Annotated in this window: 12 protein-coding genes; 1 reads left to right on the top strand and 11 read right to left on the bottom strand. The window is 43.6% G+C overall.

Annotated elements, in window-relative coordinates:
* Positions 1-133: 133 nt before the first annotated feature.
* The 4 genes from BMW59_RS13670 to BMW59_RS13655 all read right to left on the bottom strand — a co-directional run bounded on the left by BMW59_RS13670 (position 134) and on the right by BMW59_RS13655 (position 7,467).
* Complete coding sequence (locus BMW59_RS13670) at positions 134-2,293, bottom strand: CapA family protein (RefSeq protein WP_093053229.1); 2,160 nt, start codon at positions 2,291-2,293, stop codon at positions 134-136.
* 113 nt (positions 2,294-2,406) lie between these two features.
* Entirely contained in the window at positions 2,407-4,107 is a 1,701-nt protein-coding gene (locus tag BMW59_RS13665; protein ID WP_093053226.1) for an ulvan lysase-like protein, read from the bottom strand.
* Positions 4,108-4,191: 84 nt separating this feature from the next.
* The gene (locus BMW59_RS13660; RefSeq protein ID WP_093053222.1) at positions 4,192-5,775 is read right to left on the bottom strand and encodes an acylphosphatase; all 1,584 of its coding nucleotides are present in this window, start codon (positions 5,773-5,775) and stop codon (positions 4,192-4,194) included.
* Between the two features lie 102 nt (positions 5,776-5,877).
* On the bottom strand, positions 5,878-7,467 hold the full coding sequence (locus tag BMW59_RS13655) for an ATP-grasp domain-containing protein (protein WP_177174348.1): 1,590 nt from the start codon (positions 7,465-7,467) through the stop codon (positions 5,878-5,880).
* 75 nt (positions 7,468-7,542) lie between these two features.
* Here BMW59_RS13655 and BMW59_RS21420 point away from each other — a divergent pair, with 75 nt between their 5' ends.
* Positions 7,543-7,731 (top strand): hypothetical protein, encoded by a 189-nt coding sequence (locus tag BMW59_RS21420; protein WP_177174347.1) that lies wholly within the window; start codon positions 7,543-7,545, stop codon positions 7,729-7,731.
* A 47-nt stretch (positions 7,732-7,778) separates the two neighbouring features.
* Here the strand turns inward: BMW59_RS21420 and BMW59_RS13650 are convergent, their stop codons facing one another.
* The 7 genes from BMW59_RS13650 to BMW59_RS13620 are packed head-to-tail and all read right to left on the bottom strand — an operon-like array spanning position 7,779 to position 17,229.
* Positions 7,779-9,359 carry an ATP-grasp domain-containing protein gene (locus BMW59_RS13650; RefSeq protein WP_177174346.1) on the bottom strand — a complete coding sequence of 527 codons (1,581 nt, stop codon included), beginning with the start codon at positions 9,357-9,359 and terminating at the stop codon, positions 7,779-7,781.
* A 13-nt stretch (positions 9,360-9,372) separates the two neighbouring features.
* Positions 9,373-10,845, bottom strand: coding sequence for an ATP-grasp fold amidoligase family protein (locus BMW59_RS13645; RefSeq protein ID WP_177174345.1), 1,473 nt, complete (start codon positions 10,843-10,845; stop codon positions 9,373-9,375).
* Between the two features lie 30 nt (positions 10,846-10,875).
* The gene (locus tag BMW59_RS13640) at positions 10,876-12,825 is read right to left on the bottom strand and encodes a glycosyltransferase family 2 protein (RefSeq protein ID WP_093053211.1); all 1,950 of its coding nucleotides are present in this window, start codon (positions 12,823-12,825) and stop codon (positions 10,876-10,878) included.
* 35 nt (positions 12,826-12,860) lie between these two features.
* Positions 12,861-14,468: an ABC transporter ATP-binding protein gene (locus BMW59_RS13635; protein WP_093053208.1), complete on the bottom strand. Its 1,608-nt coding sequence runs from the start codon at positions 14,466-14,468 to the stop codon at positions 12,861-12,863.
* A 15-nt stretch (positions 14,469-14,483) separates the two neighbouring features.
* The gene (locus BMW59_RS13630) at positions 14,484-15,260 is read right to left on the bottom strand and encodes an ABC transporter permease (RefSeq protein ID WP_093053205.1); all 777 of its coding nucleotides are present in this window, start codon (positions 15,258-15,260) and stop codon (positions 14,484-14,486) included.
* A gap of 52 nt (positions 15,261-15,312) precedes the next feature.
* Positions 15,313-16,086: a glycosyltransferase family 2 protein gene (locus tag BMW59_RS13625; RefSeq protein WP_093053203.1), complete on the bottom strand. Its 774-nt coding sequence runs from the start codon at positions 16,084-16,086 to the stop codon at positions 15,313-15,315.
* A 24-nt stretch (positions 16,087-16,110) separates the two neighbouring features.
* Positions 16,111-17,229 (bottom strand): glycosyltransferase family protein, encoded by a 1,119-nt coding sequence (locus tag BMW59_RS13620; RefSeq protein WP_093053200.1) that lies wholly within the window; start codon positions 17,227-17,229, stop codon positions 16,111-16,113.
* Between the last annotated feature and the right edge of the window lie 324 nt (positions 17,230-17,553).

Genomic DNA, 17,553 nt, shown 5'->3' with positions numbered 1-17,553 from the left:
GGACACCCTTGCCATTCGCTAACGGTTCCCATTGCCAAGCCCGTAGTGGACTTCCACCACCTAGCTGTCAGACATGCCGGGCACACTATAAAAAACCCAAAGCTGGATAACTTTGGGTTATAAAATATATCTTTTATCCACCGTAATTAGCAGGTCTGTAATCCCTCGGCGACCTGTTTTTCTTCAGCTCCGCACTGACATGCTGTAAAACTTCTTCGGTTAGATCACCAAATAAAGGCTTTTGAGCTGCCAGCTGATACAGCCAGGTGACTCCCGTAAAATTCAATTCTACGAAAATTGGTTTTCCATCTTCTCCGATAGCTACATCCCAGGAAATATAATCGTGATGAAGAATATCTTTGTGCAGCTCTTTCACAAATGATTTGCATTCCTCGAAATTTGGCACTTTTGCACCCTGCGCAAACTCGTAATTTGTAGACGGATGATGGGTATACGTGTTGGCTTTCTCATCCATGGCAACAGGGAGAAACGTCCCGTCATCAGCAACTCCGCAGCATACCCCGCCGCTGCCTGCATTATCTTTAACACTTCCATGGGCTCCGAACCTGGCAAAGGTTAATAAATACTTTATTTCACCTTTCCACCTTAACGTAACCATCCTTAAAGAGTTGACTGAATTTGGATGAGGCTCACCCATGACAGGGTGCTGCGTGATTACTTCCTGAGCGACAAAATTAGGGCCGTAATCATTCTCTAAATCTTCCAGACTAATCTCTTTATCCTTTATAAAAAATTTATTATCTTTAAATACCACTTTGCTGATGCCGACACCATTATTAGTCACAGTGGGTTTTATGATAAAATCCATCCCCTTGCGATACAATTCTCTCCATGCATCGTCAGGACTTAAATAGTCGTTGTGTTCAGAGAAATAATTGCCTCTGACCCTCTTTATAATCGTTTTTGCTGCCTGGTCTGTACTGATCAGCTTGTCATACAGGTTCTTATCACTGTACATATTTCTTTTGCCGACTTTATTGAAATAAGGAATTAATTCTTGTCTCATCGTTTTAAAAGGGACGACTCTTGGATCCTGACGTCCTGTTAAATTATTAAATACAGCGTGGATTGTTGCATCTACGTTTTTTCCGTAATTGGTGTTCCAGAACGTTTGTACCTCTTCTACAAACGGCTGGTCGATTGTCTTAAGCAGGCCGGCTTCTTTATATTTTTTATAGCCATTTCCTTTGATGTCGGTGCCAAAACGCCGCAGAACGTTTTTCGTCGGGTTTAATTTATAAAAGTACCCGAAATCGTCATTGTATCTTACATATGCATATTGCCCATGCTCCAGCGGGAGTTTAGCTATAAGTTCTGTTTTCAGCTTGGCTGCTTCCTGTTTTTTAACTGGTCTCGAATTAAACTTTGTTCTTTTATTGTCAGTGACAATTGGATAATACTTCTCTTCCACTTCCCACTTGCCTTCATTTTCAGTAATTTCAAGGTTTACAATCAAACTGTATGGGATAGCCCGGGCTGAGTTGTAGCGACCATTTGAATTAAAGACAAAGTTTCCTAGTGAGTATACAATCGTTCCATTCTCATTTTTTTCAATTGGATTGGCTGTATGGGTCCCGTGTCCAAAAACATAATCTGCTCCTGAAGCGAGAAGGTTTCTGCATGTTTTCTGATACCTTGCCAGGTCAGCTACCCATTTATAATTCATGCCTTGCCAATGAGGGAATACGATAATCAGTGCATCAGGCTCTTCATTTCGCAGGGTTTCAATACGGCTGTTTACTTCATCGAGAGAACTGATCCCCGGGCTCTCATTATTTGCGAAATAACCTGGTTGATTAGTCCGTCCAGAAGTCTGCATTCCGGAAAAAACATAAACTTTCTTTAAGCCTGACTCGCCTTTCAGTTCAATTGTCAGAGGCTTTAGGGCTTCTTCTATGTTTTCACCTCCGCCAAAGCCTGTAATCCCTGCTTTAGCAAGCTGGTCTTTCGTTTTTAAGAGAGAGTCCGATTCAGCCATTTGGTCATTGGCCATGTTCACTGCTGACACGCCTATTTTGTTGAAGACATCTATTGTACGGGAAGCTTTCTCCCCAACGACATTGATATTCTCTTCCTTGCCTGTTTTTTCATCTAAATCTGTTTCTAAATTTACTATCAGATAATCGCTTTGTTTTACTAAAGGCATCATTTTTTTAAAGAAAGACAAAGGGTTAGTTTCCAGGCGTTCTAACGCGCTTTCCCTGCCCCGCTTTTTCAGGTGGTTATCTCCTAAACTTGTATCTCCAGCAAATGTTACATTGAACTTTTTCAACCTTGTTCACAGCTCCTTTTTTTCGATCCTTATTCTTTGAACCTTCCGCTAAGCAAAAAAAAGATCTCTGGCCAGGAGAGATCTCATGGTTTTTTATACTATTAGTGTGAAGGTCAATTTTTTTGACTGTCTAATATTTTCAATAAGGCAATACAGCTGGAGATATTGTGCTGGGTAAAATCATTTCTGAGTTCAATCACTTTGAATTTATTATGGAAAGCTCCTAAACAGAGTTTCTTTTTCTCGAAATACATCACTTTTTCAGGAGTCAGTTGCATTTGCAGCTCAAATTTCACAGTCTGTTTAACAGTTTCCTTAATTTTTTCACTCAGTTCGTCATCTCCGGTCAGCTTTGCAAGCTGATAAACATTCGTTATGCCTTCTGTCTTACAAGCCACGGGAACAGATTTAGGCGCTTTTCCTTCCTGGGGAGGGAGTCCGCCCTGCCATTCCTCTTCGTAATCCTCACCAAGAAACTGGGAAGAGACAATGGATTCCGCCATTAACTTCGCATGATTTAGAAAAATGTCTCTTGGACGGTATTTGTAAATGGCATTAATGCCATACAATAACCAGTGGTCATGATGGACCGTTTCCAAGGTTGCTCCTTTGTTCGGCACCGTTACTAAATATTCAGTTGCTTTTTCAGCCACATCAAGCCATGCTTCATTACGATCCAGCTCATATAGACGCACAAGGCCTAAAATGGCTTCTCCTGTATAAAAGTTTGACCGGAAGTCTGTAATTTCCTTCGTACTGAATATCTGCTTATGGATCGAGAAATCGCCGTTATCTTTTTGCGTTTCTTTTATCCATACGGCAAGACCCTGCATGATTGGCAAATATTTTTCATCCTTTTTAAGCTCTGTATACTTGGCAAAGGCCACAATAGCCAGGGCGTTGCCTCCAAGTTTATTGACATCTCTTTCAACCAGTACTTGTGCACTTTTACCGTTCACTTCGACTGGACTGACCTTATCTGCCAGAAATTCAAGCGCGGACTCAATATTGTCCATCAGAGATTTGTCAGGCATGAGCTCATAAGTTTCCAGCATGGAATAAGCTGTTCCGGCGTGGCGGAGAATATTATACTTGTTTTCTTTTTCATCTGTGGCCGGATTGTAAGTGTAGATAAATTTCCCTTTGTCGTTAACAACTTTCTGGAAATAATTATCTTTTGTCAGTTCAATGGCCTGTAAGAGATCCTCTTTAGACAGGCTGTTAATAACCCGATGTCCTCTGTATAATTCCTCAACGTCACTTCCATTTGTATAATAGGATTCTGCCGTAAACTTATACACATTTTCCAATTCGGATTGATTAAGTAAGTCAGTGTCAGATTGAGGCAGCTGATTGTTAAAGGCTGCTCTGAGATGATCCGGAACCAGCTTATTTTTTTCCACAACGTTATAGGCTTCTACTTCTTGTGGAGACAAGACAGTTTCGAAGCTTTTATCGAAAGCAAGGCCGTTTACACCTTTGTTATAAATAATTTTGCTGTCCTTAAGAGAAAAAGGCTCCTCTTTATTAATGGGAGTCACTTTATTTAAAATATCTAATTTAAGGTGTTTCGGTTTAAATTTAAAAGGCCTGTTTGCCAGATATTTTTCTAAAGCCTCAGTGACAGCTTCAGTTGCTGTGCTACCTTTTCCTTTTATTACATAAGCGCGGGATTTATTATCACTGACTGATAAAAACACCACATTATTTCCGTTTATTTGTAAAAAATCATTGTCGGGAACCTGGTTCCCTTCTAAAATTTGAGCATCTTTATTTAGTGCTGCTTCAAATAACATCTTCATAAAATCTTTCATCCGAGTGGATCCACCTCTCACTAATAAAAAAATGGTATTTAAATCGTCTTAGAGAAATAATCCCCCAAAAAAATGGGGGGTAAACTAGCGTTTCTTTGCTATTTTCTTAAGAATATCAAGAGCTTTTCTGATGGGTGCCGTAATCTTCCACGACGTGCTGTTGATAATCTGGTCATACTTTCTGGCAATCTTCTTATATTCGGCCTTACTGAGGTTACCATAATCTTTGGATTTCAGCTTTTTCTTGGCTGCCATTGTTCTGAATCCAAGCCTGATCGGTTTCGTCCATTCTTCTTCAATAATAGCGTGGACATCCGCTTTTTCAGGACCTCTCATACAGACATTTTTAAACTTCTCTACCAGGTTTTTGTCTGGGGATGCCACCACTACAGAAACCGAACCGTCCGCTTCGTTTTTGGCAAAGCCATTCAGGCCTCTTTTCAGCGCCTCCCGCTTAACCCACTTGCGGTATCCAACCTTCTGCACTTCCCCGGTCAATGTGTACTTTTTTCCATAAAGCTTGCCTTTAGGGGCAAGAGGAAGTTCAACCATAGCAGCTGATCGTGTCTTTAATGGTTCTACGATACTATTAAAGTCAAAATATAACGTCGAGCGTTCATCATTAGCCGTTTCAGGGAAATAAAAATCGATAAATTCTTTTGCAAAGTCCCTCGGCGTCCCTTCCATCGGGAATAAGTGGCCGCCTAATCCAGGCCGGGAATTGACTTCAATCACGACGCCTGAGCCGTCTTCATCATTTACGATGATGTCCACACCGCTTTGGGCTAAGCCCGGGATCGCTTTCGTGGCATCTCTCGCGATTTTTTCCAGTTCAGGTGACAATTCATTTGTCACGTCGACAGAATCTCCCCCGTTCGAGAGGTTACTTTGAACTCTGAGATAAATCCGCTTGTCCTTTTCAAGGACAGAGTCAAGTGTATAACCTGCCTGCTCGACCATATAAACCACTTCTTTATCGATGCGGATCATACGGCTAGTCAGGTGAGGATTTTTCTTTCTGAAAGCGTTCTTGCTTGCAATTAACTGTCTGATTGTCTGCTTACCGTCACCGACAACGTTAGCCGGGATACGGTGCATCGCTCCTAATACACGGTCTTCAATTACAATGACCCGGAATTCTTTCTCACCAGGCACGTGGGTTTCAACAATTACTTCAGGATATTCCAGCTCTTTTCTGACATATGGAATCGCGCCCTTCAAAACATCTTCATCCTGGACGTTTGCGAATACGCCTTTCCCGCCGTTTGCGCTGACCGGTTTTAATACAAGCGGATACCCTAATGAATTAGCATATTCCAGAATCTCTTCGTCTGTCGCTTCAGGAGAGAACTTTTTCCCCAGCGGCACTGGAACGCCTGCTTTAGATAAGTATTTCTTTGTTAAATCCTTATCATCGCAAATGTCAAAAGCTTCTTCAGTTACTTTATCGCCTTTCGATAAGGCAAAATGGTGCTCCCGGTCTTTGTACTTTAAACTGTAACGGACTTTCAACTTGTTCTCTTCGTCGAATGCACTGTAAAATCTGAGCCTGATGCCCCGTCGCCAGCCTTCGAGAGCAACGGTGTACGTACTAATTCGTTTGCCCTGCCCGGCTTTAGGCACGGCATCTTCCAAGTGCGGCAGCCATTTATACTTTGTATCAGTCACGGTGAATCCTCCATTTTCAAAAATGATCTATTTTTCTCTATGTCTCATTCTACCTGATTTTTTACAAAAAAATAGTTTTAATTTATCTAAAAAAGTCGTTTTTTACCTTTTTATCACTTTTCTAAACGGGCCGGCGGCTTTTGATAATGCCTGTTTCTTAAAGTTGCCGAGCCGCTTTTCAGCACGGTTAATATCTTTCGTAAGCAATTCATATTCGTCCAGTTTCTTCTCCCGTTCAATTATAAAGTCGCCTCCGTCCAGTACGCCCTTTTCAAGAATATCAAAGCGGGCACTGATCGGCCCGGCTGTATCCCCGGTGTGTACTTTTAACGGGCCGGCTTCATTAAGAATCTTTAAGAGAGAGTGGACAGCCTCTTCAACTGCCTCCTCTGACGGGTGGCCTAAAAGAAACTCAAACTGTTTGCTGCTGTTAATTTTAAAATAACCTGAAAAGCTCCCGGAAAGAAGATAATCTTTTACTTTGCTTTTCAGATGAGTCATCGGACTGGCCGATGTAATCACTGTTTTCTTAATGCAGAGCTTGTTCCCCGGGCAGGGAGCCATTTCCACTTCATCAGCCAGGTTTTGTTTCAGCACATATTCACTGTCCTTCATCCTGAAAAAAATGTTTGAGCCACTGGTAGAGATGTGCGCTGTTTCTGGAAAATAGTAATCGATAAGAGCTTTAGGAATATCTCTCCCCTTCCCTTCAATAGGAAAAAGGTGAGAGCCGAGCCCCGGCCTTGTATTCAGCTCTATAACAGCGGCTGTGTTATTTTCACGGTCCACAATCATGTCAAGCCCGCAATGGGTTAACCCGGGCACCGCTTTAACCGCAGCGGCTGCTATATCTTTCATTTCTTCTGTGAGCGTATCCGTTACATCAACAGGGTCGCCGCCTGCTGATATATTGCTTACACGCTTCAAAAACACCCGCTCCCCTTTTCCTGGAACGGTGTTTAGAGTGATGCCGAGCGCACGCGTTGTATTATAAAACTGTTTATCAAGTTTAATCGGCCGGTTGTATAAGTGCGGGACCATTTTTCTTTCTTCATTTTTCTCTTCAATGAGCTGGCCAATCGTTTTCTTGCCGTCTCCGATGACATTGGCAGGCAGCCTGTTCACCGCTCCCAGCACTTGTCCTTCCAATACAAACACTCTGTATTCTTCACCTTTAACGAATTTTTCAATGATCACATCTTTAAAGTGAAGCTGCTGGCGGACATAGGCTAGTCCTCTTCTGAGCTCTTCTTCAGAAGTGATATTGACGATGACCCCTTTACCGCCGGACCCGTTGGTAGGTTTCAGGACGAGTGGAAATCCAATTGTTCCTGCTTCTGAGACTATGTCATCATCCGTGCGGTCGTCACTGAATTTTACCCCGCGCGGCACAGGAACATTCTCCTTTAACAACGCTTCATAAGTTAAATGTTTATCATCGCAAATGTGCTGCGCTTCATCTGTAATTCTGTCGCCTTTCGACCCTTGAAAATGGTGTTCCCTGCCTTGATAGGCAAGAGAGTAGCGGAGGTGCCTTTCATTATCGTCTCCACGTTCCATATAAAATTTCAAGTCGAGGCCTCTTCGCCAGCCTTCGAGGGCGATCGTATAAATACTGATCTTTTTTTGGGTCGCCTCAATTGGAATAGCATCGATGAGGTGCGGAGGCCAATTAAACTGACCGGATTCCATAAGCATACCTCCGTTACGTTCAGTTATATGTCTTTATTTAAATGCCGTTTATTTGCCTGGCTCTTTTAAAGGTAAGTGTTGATCTTTAAATACACTCGCTTGTTTCCTGCGCCGCTCCGCTTGCTCGTCACACGAAAAGATCTGCCGCGGGCAAGGCTTCAGCTAATCGGGGAAAACCACCCCGATGGATCTTCTGCTTCTGCGCCACTCCGCTTGCTCGTCGCAAATGAATTAGCTCTTGCTTTTCCCGCAGGCGTCTCGTAATTTTAAAATCAACAAAGTATATTAACAGAGCCTTCTACTTCATGACGTTAACGGGAAGAACGGACCCGTGAGTAAACGTTTAAACCCGTCAGCATGACTTTTCTTTTGAGCCTGAGCCTTTTCAGCTTTTTATCGACCTTGTGTAAATCAGCCCGTCTCTGGTTCCGGGGCTCAACGATTCTGAATCCCTGTTTGAAAAAGGCCGGGGTCTCTGAGGCAGTGTCTTCTGTGAGATAATCCTCGCCGGTCAGTTCCTTCGCTTCATTAATAAAGTCGTTAAGCTGATCCGGTGTGCCGGAAGCCGCAGCTAACTCATAGTTATCAGATGAGCGGTATTTTAAGTATCCTTGAATATTCCGCTTCACTGCTTTTTCTGTCAGGCGTTTTTTGACTTCTAACCAGTTGAGAGGCCCGCTTACCGTAAACAGCCGGGTGCTAACCGGCGGGATTGGCGGGGCAGGCACTTTAACAGCCACGGCTATTTTCTTCTCCAACGGGAGGAGTGTTTCCTTAAAGTCGGGATAAACAAGCCTGTTAGCTTCTTTGACAGCCTTGGAAGCGGGAAAATAATAATCAATGATTGCTGAAGGGATATCCCGGCCTTTTCCCGTCATGGGGTATAATAATGAGCCGATTTGAGCGGTTGGATTCACTTCAATTACTTTAGCTGCCTCGTTTCTGTTTCCGTCTGCCGGAATGATAAGATCCACGCCTCCGTGCGGAAAGTCAGGGAATGCTTTTAACGCGTTAACCGCAACTATTTTGACCTCTTCGGGAAGATCATCCAGCCTGTCAACCGGATCCCCTCCGAGTGAGATGTTGCTTGTTTCTCTTAAAAAAATAACCTCACCTTCCGCTGGTACTGTCTGGAGCGTCCTGCCTCCCGCGGTTAAGTAGTGTTTGACCTGCTCATCAACCACAATTGGACAGGTGGCTAATCGCGGATTCTTTTTCCGCTCGCTGTTCTTGCTGTTTATTAAGTGATCGATGGATGATTTCCCGTCGCCCGTGACGTTTGCGGGCACCCGTTCAATCGCCGCTGCCGCCTTTTCACCTACGACATAAAGGCGGTATTCCGTTCCGGGCACATACTCTTCTACGATGACATCCTTGTAGCCGGATTTTTCCCTCACTTCGTAAAGGGCATTTGTAAGTTCCTGACTGTTCTTAAGGTTCGTGTAAACGCCTCTTCCGAAACTTCCGTCTACCGGTTTTAACACGACTGGATACCCTGTCTCTTCTGCATAACTGATCACCGACTGATCGGAGTCGGCAGCAGTAAACTTCTCCCCTGCAGGCGCCGGAACGCCGGCCTGCTTCAGAATATCGCGGGTCTGCTGCTTGTCAGCTCCGGCTTCCACTGCCTGATTAGATACTTTATCGCCTCTGGAGCGGAAAAAATAATGGCTCTCTGTTTCTGCAGATAATGAGAAAAGCTTTCCAGGCTTATGGACAAACCATGTCTTCATCGATTTAAATGGGGCGGCCTCACTGCTGTGCCACTTTAACGTTAAGCCCCGCCTCCATCCTTCAAGAGCGATCGCATATCCGCAGAGCAAATGGCCTTTCGCTTCCTCCATGACCTGGGGAGGAAGGTGGGAGAGCCATTCATATTCCTTTTGTGTCATCGTTCCTTCCTCCTTAAGATCGTTCATCGGTGGTGTTATTCCTGAATTCAGGAAACGGCTTGCCATTAAGCAAATCACTCATGAGCCTTCCTTCTGCCTGAAGGTAATACTCCCCCAGCAGCTGATCGGTCTGTTTATTAAAATGGTCGTAATTCCCCGGTTTAGGGGTGATTTCGCCAAAGATGAGCCCTTTATCGCTCGAAAGGAAATCGATCCGGCAAAAAGGAGCCGGGATTTTTAAGCTGAACGCTTCGACTTTTGCTAAGTCGGCTTGTGAAAATCCGTTTCCTTTCATCAGGGCTTTTTCATATTTACCTGTGCGGATCTGTTTGCCCTCCGGTGTCCACCAGCAGTAAGCCGGCTCTGGAAATCTCTTAACTTCAAGGATGAGAGCCGCTTTTCCGTAAAAACAGTAAAACTTTAAATCTCTAGCCGGTTCGCTATGGGCCTGATCATTGTAAAACAACTCCTCTGTTTTCCATTGATCGCTGCTGACCCAGTTCAGGTGGAGATCTTCAGCCATGTTTTCGTCAAGCTCGCTGACATTCGTTAACACTTCTGACCTCTTGACATCTAAGATACGGTCATTATTAACAATAAGGTAAACACCTCTCGCACCTGCTCCGTTTACTGGCTTAATGACCGTTCCTTTTTCTTTAGGAAGTGAAACTGACGTCCAGATTGACTCGTGCACTGCAGGTATGGTGAATCCGTAGTTTTCGGCAAACTTATAAGCGGCCTGTTTGTCGTCCAGCTCCCATTCAGGGAGAATTTCTCCAAGCTGACGCCTTCGCAGTCTCGTTGTCAGCTGGCCTCTGAATGAGGACAGCGGTTCAAGAGACGCTGTTTTGCGGTCTTCCATGCCCCGCAATAGAAATTCCGGAACTTCATCGGGTTTTAAGCCGTCCAGAATCTTCTCATAGACAGCCAGTTTTAACTCCTCGATTTCCCCTGCCGCCTTTTTCGCCACAGCCAGAAACGCCTCATTGCAGGAAGAATTTTTGCGGGTTTTTAAATCTGTGAGCCGGTCCAGGCTCTCAAAAATTTCTCCTTTTTCATACGCTGCTTTTACTAATTGGAGCAGCTCCTCAGAGCCTGCCTGATCCGTTTCTTCTTTTAACAGGCGGACTTCCGAGCGCAGCTGGTCCAGGGCATCTTCCGACTCTTTTAACCGGTCTTCTGTCGCCCTTAATCTTCGGCGGTATTTACCTGCCTCTGTTTTGAGCTTCCTGTTATCGATCTGCAGGCGGTTAAATGACCGCCCTGTTAAAGGGGTACGGAGTTTTCTTACGATTTTTTTCAGCAAGGTTTTTGCCTTTTTCACGTTTATGACGAGCCGGACGAGCGGATGACGCGAAAGGGCGTGGTGCTTTTCCCGAAGATCATCCAGCTGATCTTTCGTCTGTTCGTAATCAGTATGGACTTTTTTTCTTTGAGCCTCTTTTTTCATATACTGACGCCATTTTTCGTCGTTATGATTCCCCACACTCAGCCCTCCGTTTTCCCGGGTCATCCGTTATTCGGCATCTGTCTTAGGAAGATTCTCCAGTCCTGGCCAATACTGCGTTCTAAGATTGGCAAGTCCGTTTTTTCTTTTTGCAGCCTGGTCAATTTTGTTTTGAATGGCCGTGTCTGATGCAAACCACAGTGGCTTTCTGCCGAAATAGCTTTCAGCCCGCTCTTCGGTATTCCTGCTATTATCCGGCAGTTCAAGCGTTTGTCCTTTTGAAGATCCTTTAATAAGAATAGCAGTTTGTCTGCTTTTCACTTCAGGCACGAATTTCTGGTAGTCATCTAAAGTGGATGGTTCAGAAACGACGAGCCAGTCGCACGTTACTTTTTCACCGTAGACGATCATCTCTGCCACTCCGACGTTAACCAGATCCCTGTATAACTGATCTACGTCTTTATACGGTGAAGAAGTGTATTTATACAGCTGGATGAAACCGAGCCGCTTTCCTTCTTTCCGGGAGAGGGTGATCAGGCTGTCAATTTCCTGCTTTCGCAGAGCGTTTTTATTTCTAAAATCAGCCGCAACAATGATATCGAACGGTCTGAACCCGTCCTGATTCTCTTCTCTTACGGGACGCATCGGCTCCGGCACCGCAAATGGGCGTTCCGTTTGAGGGAACGGATAATAAAGATTCTCAGCCGACTGATGGTGGTCATCATGCGCCATTTCATACTCTCTCCGTGCGCCCATTTTAAAATTAGGCAACCCGAATACTTCATTGCCTGTTAAGGAATTGTCGCTTTGGCGCTGGTATGATAATGGCCCACTCTGTAATTCAGCTACCGCTTGTTCGCCAAAAATTTTATATACACGGTAAATAAACTCGGAGTCCCCTGCAAATCTGACGGAATCCCAGTAACCAAGTTTCTCCAAAACTTTCTCTCTTCTGAACATAAAAGAGGACATGTTTTTGAAAATATATTCCCCTTCCCGGTTGCGGCGGTAAAAAGTTAAGTCCTCTGTCATCCGGGCCTGTTCAGACATATTGCCGACATAGTTGGTATTGTTAATCAGGTGAAGAACCTGCTTTTCTATTTTTTCAGGGTGGGACCAGTCGTCCGCATCATTAATGGTGATAAAGTCCCCGGTTGCCTGTTCAAGCGCAAGGTTTCTCGCAACGTATGGGCCGCCGTTTTCAGGAGCTTCAATCAAGACAATTCTGTCATCTTTATCCTGATAGTTTTTAACAGTTTCTACTGTCTTATCACTAGACTTATCATCAACCACAATTATTTCAAGGTTTGTCCATGTCTGTGCCTGGATCGACGCCAGTGACGAATGGATCACTTCTTCAGCATTATATACCGGCATAATGACGGTCACCTTATTGTTCAGGAGCCGCTCATTTTCAACTAACGTTTTTTTGGCGCTTGGTACGAGCGAATCATAAGGCGACTTGCTTTTCATTTTGTCTTTGTCCAGTTCCACTTCCATAAGTTTATAATGCCTGTACACTTTATTCATCCAGTCTGCACGAGTCTCAAGCTCCTGTTCTGTATTGGCAGCTGCCAGGTAAACATCCGGGTGGGACTGCCGTCTTGCCAGGTAGCCTGTAATTTCCGCAGCTTTATCTGTATACCCGAGACGGTCAAACGCTTCTGCGGTCAGGATCGTAGCTCTTCGGATCACTTCGGGACGGACTTCATTTTTCAGAACGACCTCAAGGTAATCTAACGCTTTTTTGGCATCTTCTTTTGTTGGCTGGTTAGTGTGCCACACTGCAAGCTGCCATGCGATATACTTTTTAAGCTTCGGGCTGCTTGTTCGGTTGTAGAACGCTTCGAGATCTGCCTGCCCGCGTTCAGTGAATCCGAGGTTTTGCATTTTGTGTTTCATGCCGAGTACCCGGGCTGTTGGGAGGCCGATGAAAGGCAGCACCTTTTTAATTAATTCTTTTTGTTCCTTCGTCAGATTTTCTTTTAAAGCTTTCTTCACCTGCGTTATTTTGCTCATATGATGACAACCCCTTTTCTGATTAGTTTATAGAGTTAGGTTGTTTCCCTGCTTTCAGAACGCTTCTTCGCCTGCTTGCCTGCGGAACCGGCCAACCGGTTCTTTTTTCGCTTTTTAGTCTTTTTCTTAACGTTATATTTCTTTCTGTAAAGCTCAATTGCCTTTTCCGGCTCGCCGTCGTACTGGATTCTTCCCTGATCCATCCAGATCGCTCTTGTGCAGATTTTTTCGACGAATCCCATACTGTGCGAAACGATAATGACGGCTTTGGCCATCTCCATCATATCCTGAATCTTTTCACTCGCTTTCTGCTTGAACGCGATATCACCTGTGGAAAGCGCTTCGTCAAGAATGAAAATATCCGGTTTTAAGGTTGCGGCAATACTGAAACCAAGCCTTGCCTGCATCCCGCTCGAATAATGCTTAATTGGTTTGTCAATCGCTTTTTTCAGTTCAGAGAACTCAACAATTTTATCAAAATCCCTGTCTATTCTCTTTTTTGGAATGCCTAAAAGCATCCCATTCAAGTAAATGTTATCCGCACCGGTCAGCTGGCTGTTAAAGCCGGTGCCGTAGCCGAGGAGCGCCGTTGTTTCCCCTTGAAGATTCAGCGTCCCTTCATCCGGGGTTAATATATTTGTCATCAGCTTACAAAGGGTACTTTTTCCTGCCCCGTTATGGCCGATAATCCCGACGACTTCCCCTTCTTTAATTTCAAAAGAGTTATTTCTTAACGCCCAGAATTCTTCTTTATTTAACTGATAGGCCACACCGATATTTTCCGCTTTAACAATCGTGCGGTCTTTAATCGTTACATCTGTTTTATCAATTTCGAGACGCTTATTACGACGCGGCTTCCTTTCAGGGACAGAGGCTTTATACATCTCTGTGACTTCTTTCGGGTCGCCGTTTGCTTTGATTACCCCTTTATCAAGCCAGATCAGCCTGTCACAATTCCGCCTTGCGTACTTGAGACTATGGGTGACGAGAATAACTATCTTTGCTTTTTCTACTAATTCTTTCATTTTTTCCGCTGCTTTCTGGCCGAACGCAGCATCACCTGTATTTAACGCTTCATCCAATATGAGAATTTCCGGTTCCATAAATGCGGCAACACTGAAACCGAGGCGCGCTTTCATCCCGCTCGAATATGTTTTAATCGGCGTGTCCATAAATTTACCCAAACCTGAAAACTCGTGGATTTCATCGATAAACTCGTTTATTTTCGCCTTAGGAATGCCAAGCATCATTCCGTTTAAGTACACATTCTCCCGGCCGGTCAGTTCCTTATCAAATCCCATACCGAGGGAAAATAAGGCGGAAACCTTACCGTCTACGTGCAGATTGCCTTCATCAGGTTCGAGAATCCCCGAAATCATTTTGCAAATGGTCGTTTTACCAGACCCGTTCGAGCCGATGATTCCGAGAATTTCTCCTTTGTATCCTTTAAAGTTAAGGTTTTTTACAGGCCAGACAACTTCTTTTTCTTTTGTCTCTTTTTTACCGGTTAACAGGTTGAGCATGTGGGACTTATAATCGTCCGCGCTGTTGCCGGTAGTAAATGTGACACCGAGGTTGTCAGCCTGAATAACGACTTCCTGTTCATCACTATGCTGTTGAAGCCTTTCTGATTTGGTAACCATAACAAACCCTCTTTTTTATAATGCTTTAATAATCTTAAACTCGTTTTTACTGTAATAATACAAAAACATGGCGAGAAACAGCATCGAGGCTACCCCTATTGAAAATAATGCCACGAGGTTAGGCGACGACTGGTACATCAGAATGTCCCGGTACGAGTTAATGATCTGTGCCAGCGGATTAATATCTACTACCCATTGGTATTCATCAGGCATTCGTCCGCCCTGCCAAATTATTGGAGACGTATAAAACCAGATACGGGTGACATGGGAAAGCAGATTATCAACATCTCTTACAAAAACAGAAATATACGCAAGGAATAAACTGATAGCTAAAAGAAAGATTAATTGTACAAAAACGATTAACGGCATATAAATGATCTGCCAGCCTGGTATAATTCCGTAAACGGCCAGGAAGATTGCGACAATGATCAGCCCGAACGAAAAGTTTACGAGCTGGGAAAGTGTTCTTGTCATCGGAAAAATGGATTTTGGCAGGTAAACCTGATTGATAATTGACGAATATCTGAGAATCGCTTTGGCTGAACTGTTCAGTGTGGTACTTGTCCATCGCCAGGCGACAAGCCCGATAACGAGGAAGACGGCAAAGTTTTCCCCACCTCGTCCAAGAATAACACCAATAAGGAAATAATAAATAAGGACACCGATTAAAGGATCCAGCAGCCACCAGAAATAACCGAGATAACTGTTTCTATGTTCTGCTTTTAAACCTGATCTAATGAGATATATAATTAAATCTTTCCGTTTTACTATTTCTTCTAAATACTTTCGCATATGTGTTAGTGACACCGCCATTCTTATTCATATCAAGAGACAAAAAATATAATTATTTCTTTAAATACTTTTTGGTTTTCAAGTAAATATAATGAAGGAAATACCAAATGCTTTTCAGCAGACTGAGCTTTTCAATCTCCCGGTAGACTTTCCAGTTTTGTTTAGCCATCTTAAATTTATTGCTTGAAATAGACTCGCCTTTGATCCGATACAGGGCTAAAGGCTCTTTGAGGTTGTAGGCCGGAAAGCCTCTTTTGCATAATTCAAGCCACAGCACATAATCCTGGCGCGTGCGGATATTTACCATTTTAACCGGCCCTGTTTTCTCAAGGTCAAGCATCACTGTCAAACATCCTATCACGTTGCTTTTTATGAGCTGATTGTACTCTATTTTATCAGGAATTTCATCCTCGACAGCTCCTGCCTTTTCTCCAGCTTCATTTACAGGATAATACTGTGTAAATGAAAATGCGACATCATTGGCCTGCATAAACTGAAGCTGCTTTTCCAGTTTCTCCGGCAGCCACTGGTCGTCACTGTCTAAAAAAGCAAGAAATCTTCCTTTTGCTTCTGCGATTGAGGTATTCCTGGCCACCGCCGCCCCCTGATTTTTTTCCAGCTGAATCAGCTTAATCCTGTCCTCTTTCTCCTGGAAAGAACGAATAATGTCTATCGTCCGGTCGCTGGAACAATCATCTGTTATAATCATTTCCCAATCCTGCAAGGTTTGGGCCCTGACTGATTCTATCGTCTGGCTGATATGTGCTTCGGAATTATAAGCGGGGGTAATGACAGAGATAAGCGGTTTATTTAGTTGAGTGTCCATATTCCATCCCCCTGAATAAATGTTTTATGTGATCGAACGATACCAGTCGAGCAGCTTCTCTTCTTCTTTTCCCCAGTTAAGATGGTTCAAGACCGCTTCTTTCCCTTTTTCACCCATTTGCCGGGCCTCATCAGGATGTTCTTTTAAATAGTCAAGCGCCTCTGCAATTTCCTTTTTATTATAAGGGTCGACGTATAAGCCGCATTGGTAGGAGTCAATAAATTCTTTCCATTTAGGAAAGTCGGAACAGAGAACGGGAATACCTGCTGTCATATATTCAAAAAACTTCGTCAGCTCTTTTTTCATATAATGGTCAGTCGGCGGAAACAAAGCTATGCCTGCAAGCCATTCTCTGCTTAAATAAGCGTCATCAATTTCTTCTTTTGGAAGATACCTGTCAACACCTTCAATATGAAGCCGGTCTTTATCTTCACCTGCCTCATCTTCCATTTGTGAAGCCAGACTGCCAGGGCAGCGGCCGTACAAGTAAACCGAAACGTCCTGGTCCGCTTTTGGAATGGCTGCGTGAATGAGCGCTCCTCTGTCTGTTGTGACATTGCCTGTATAGAGAATCTCGCGGGCATCTCCGCTTTTCTCTGTACGATTATTGAGAAGCGATTCGTTAAGTAATGGATAATTCAGAATACATACCCCTTCTGGATACTTTTCTTTATAGTATTTTTCTGCAAGACACAATTCCATCTGTCTCGCCATTAATTTCTCAACCAATTTATAGATTTTAGCTAATAATTTTCTCGCTGGCAACGTTAAATAGTCCCGCTGTACGATGCCTGTTTCATAGTCTTCATGGATATCATAAATCACTGTATTATTTTTTCTTTTTAAAAGCCATGCAACCGGGATAAGCTCCGGATCGTGGAAATGGTACACATCCGCTTTCATCGCTTTCGCTTTACGGTAAGCTTCAATTGTACCGAAAACCATTCCTTTTAGCCGGCCTTTATGTTTTTTTATCGGCGAGACCTTCACTTCTTCATTTCCATTTAAGTCGTCGGACTCAGGCGCAATAAGCGTCACATCAAATCCGCCTTTCTGAAGTGAACGGCATTCTTTATAAAAGATCCGCGGATCTAACGGATGGTGCACCGTCGTTATATGTACTACTTTTTTCTTATCAGCCATAACACATCTCACCTTTTCCGTTACTTGTGTTTTCATATTGAATATGATTCTTGCCGGCAAGAGCCTGCAAGGCCCTCTTATAGTGTATGAATCGAGAGGTCGGTATGGGCTAAGAGGCACGAATACTCCAATTCATCATTATATCACACGGATTACCAGTTTTTTAAAAAACAAAATCAACTTTTCGACAACATTTATGTAAGAATATATTACAAAACGATTACATTCTACAAAACCCCCCAAAATTATGTAATAGTCTCATAGATTTCTCACATTTTTTGTAATAAAATGTTTCCCGTACGTAGGAATGAAAGGAGGTTTACA

The organism is Salipaludibacillus aurantiacus (assembly GCF_900111295.1).
GTDB classification, from domain to species: domain Bacteria; phylum Bacillota; class Bacilli; order Bacillales; family Salisediminibacteriaceae; genus Salipaludibacillus; species Salipaludibacillus aurantiacus.
This window is presented reverse-complemented; position numbering and strand designations above follow the sequence as displayed.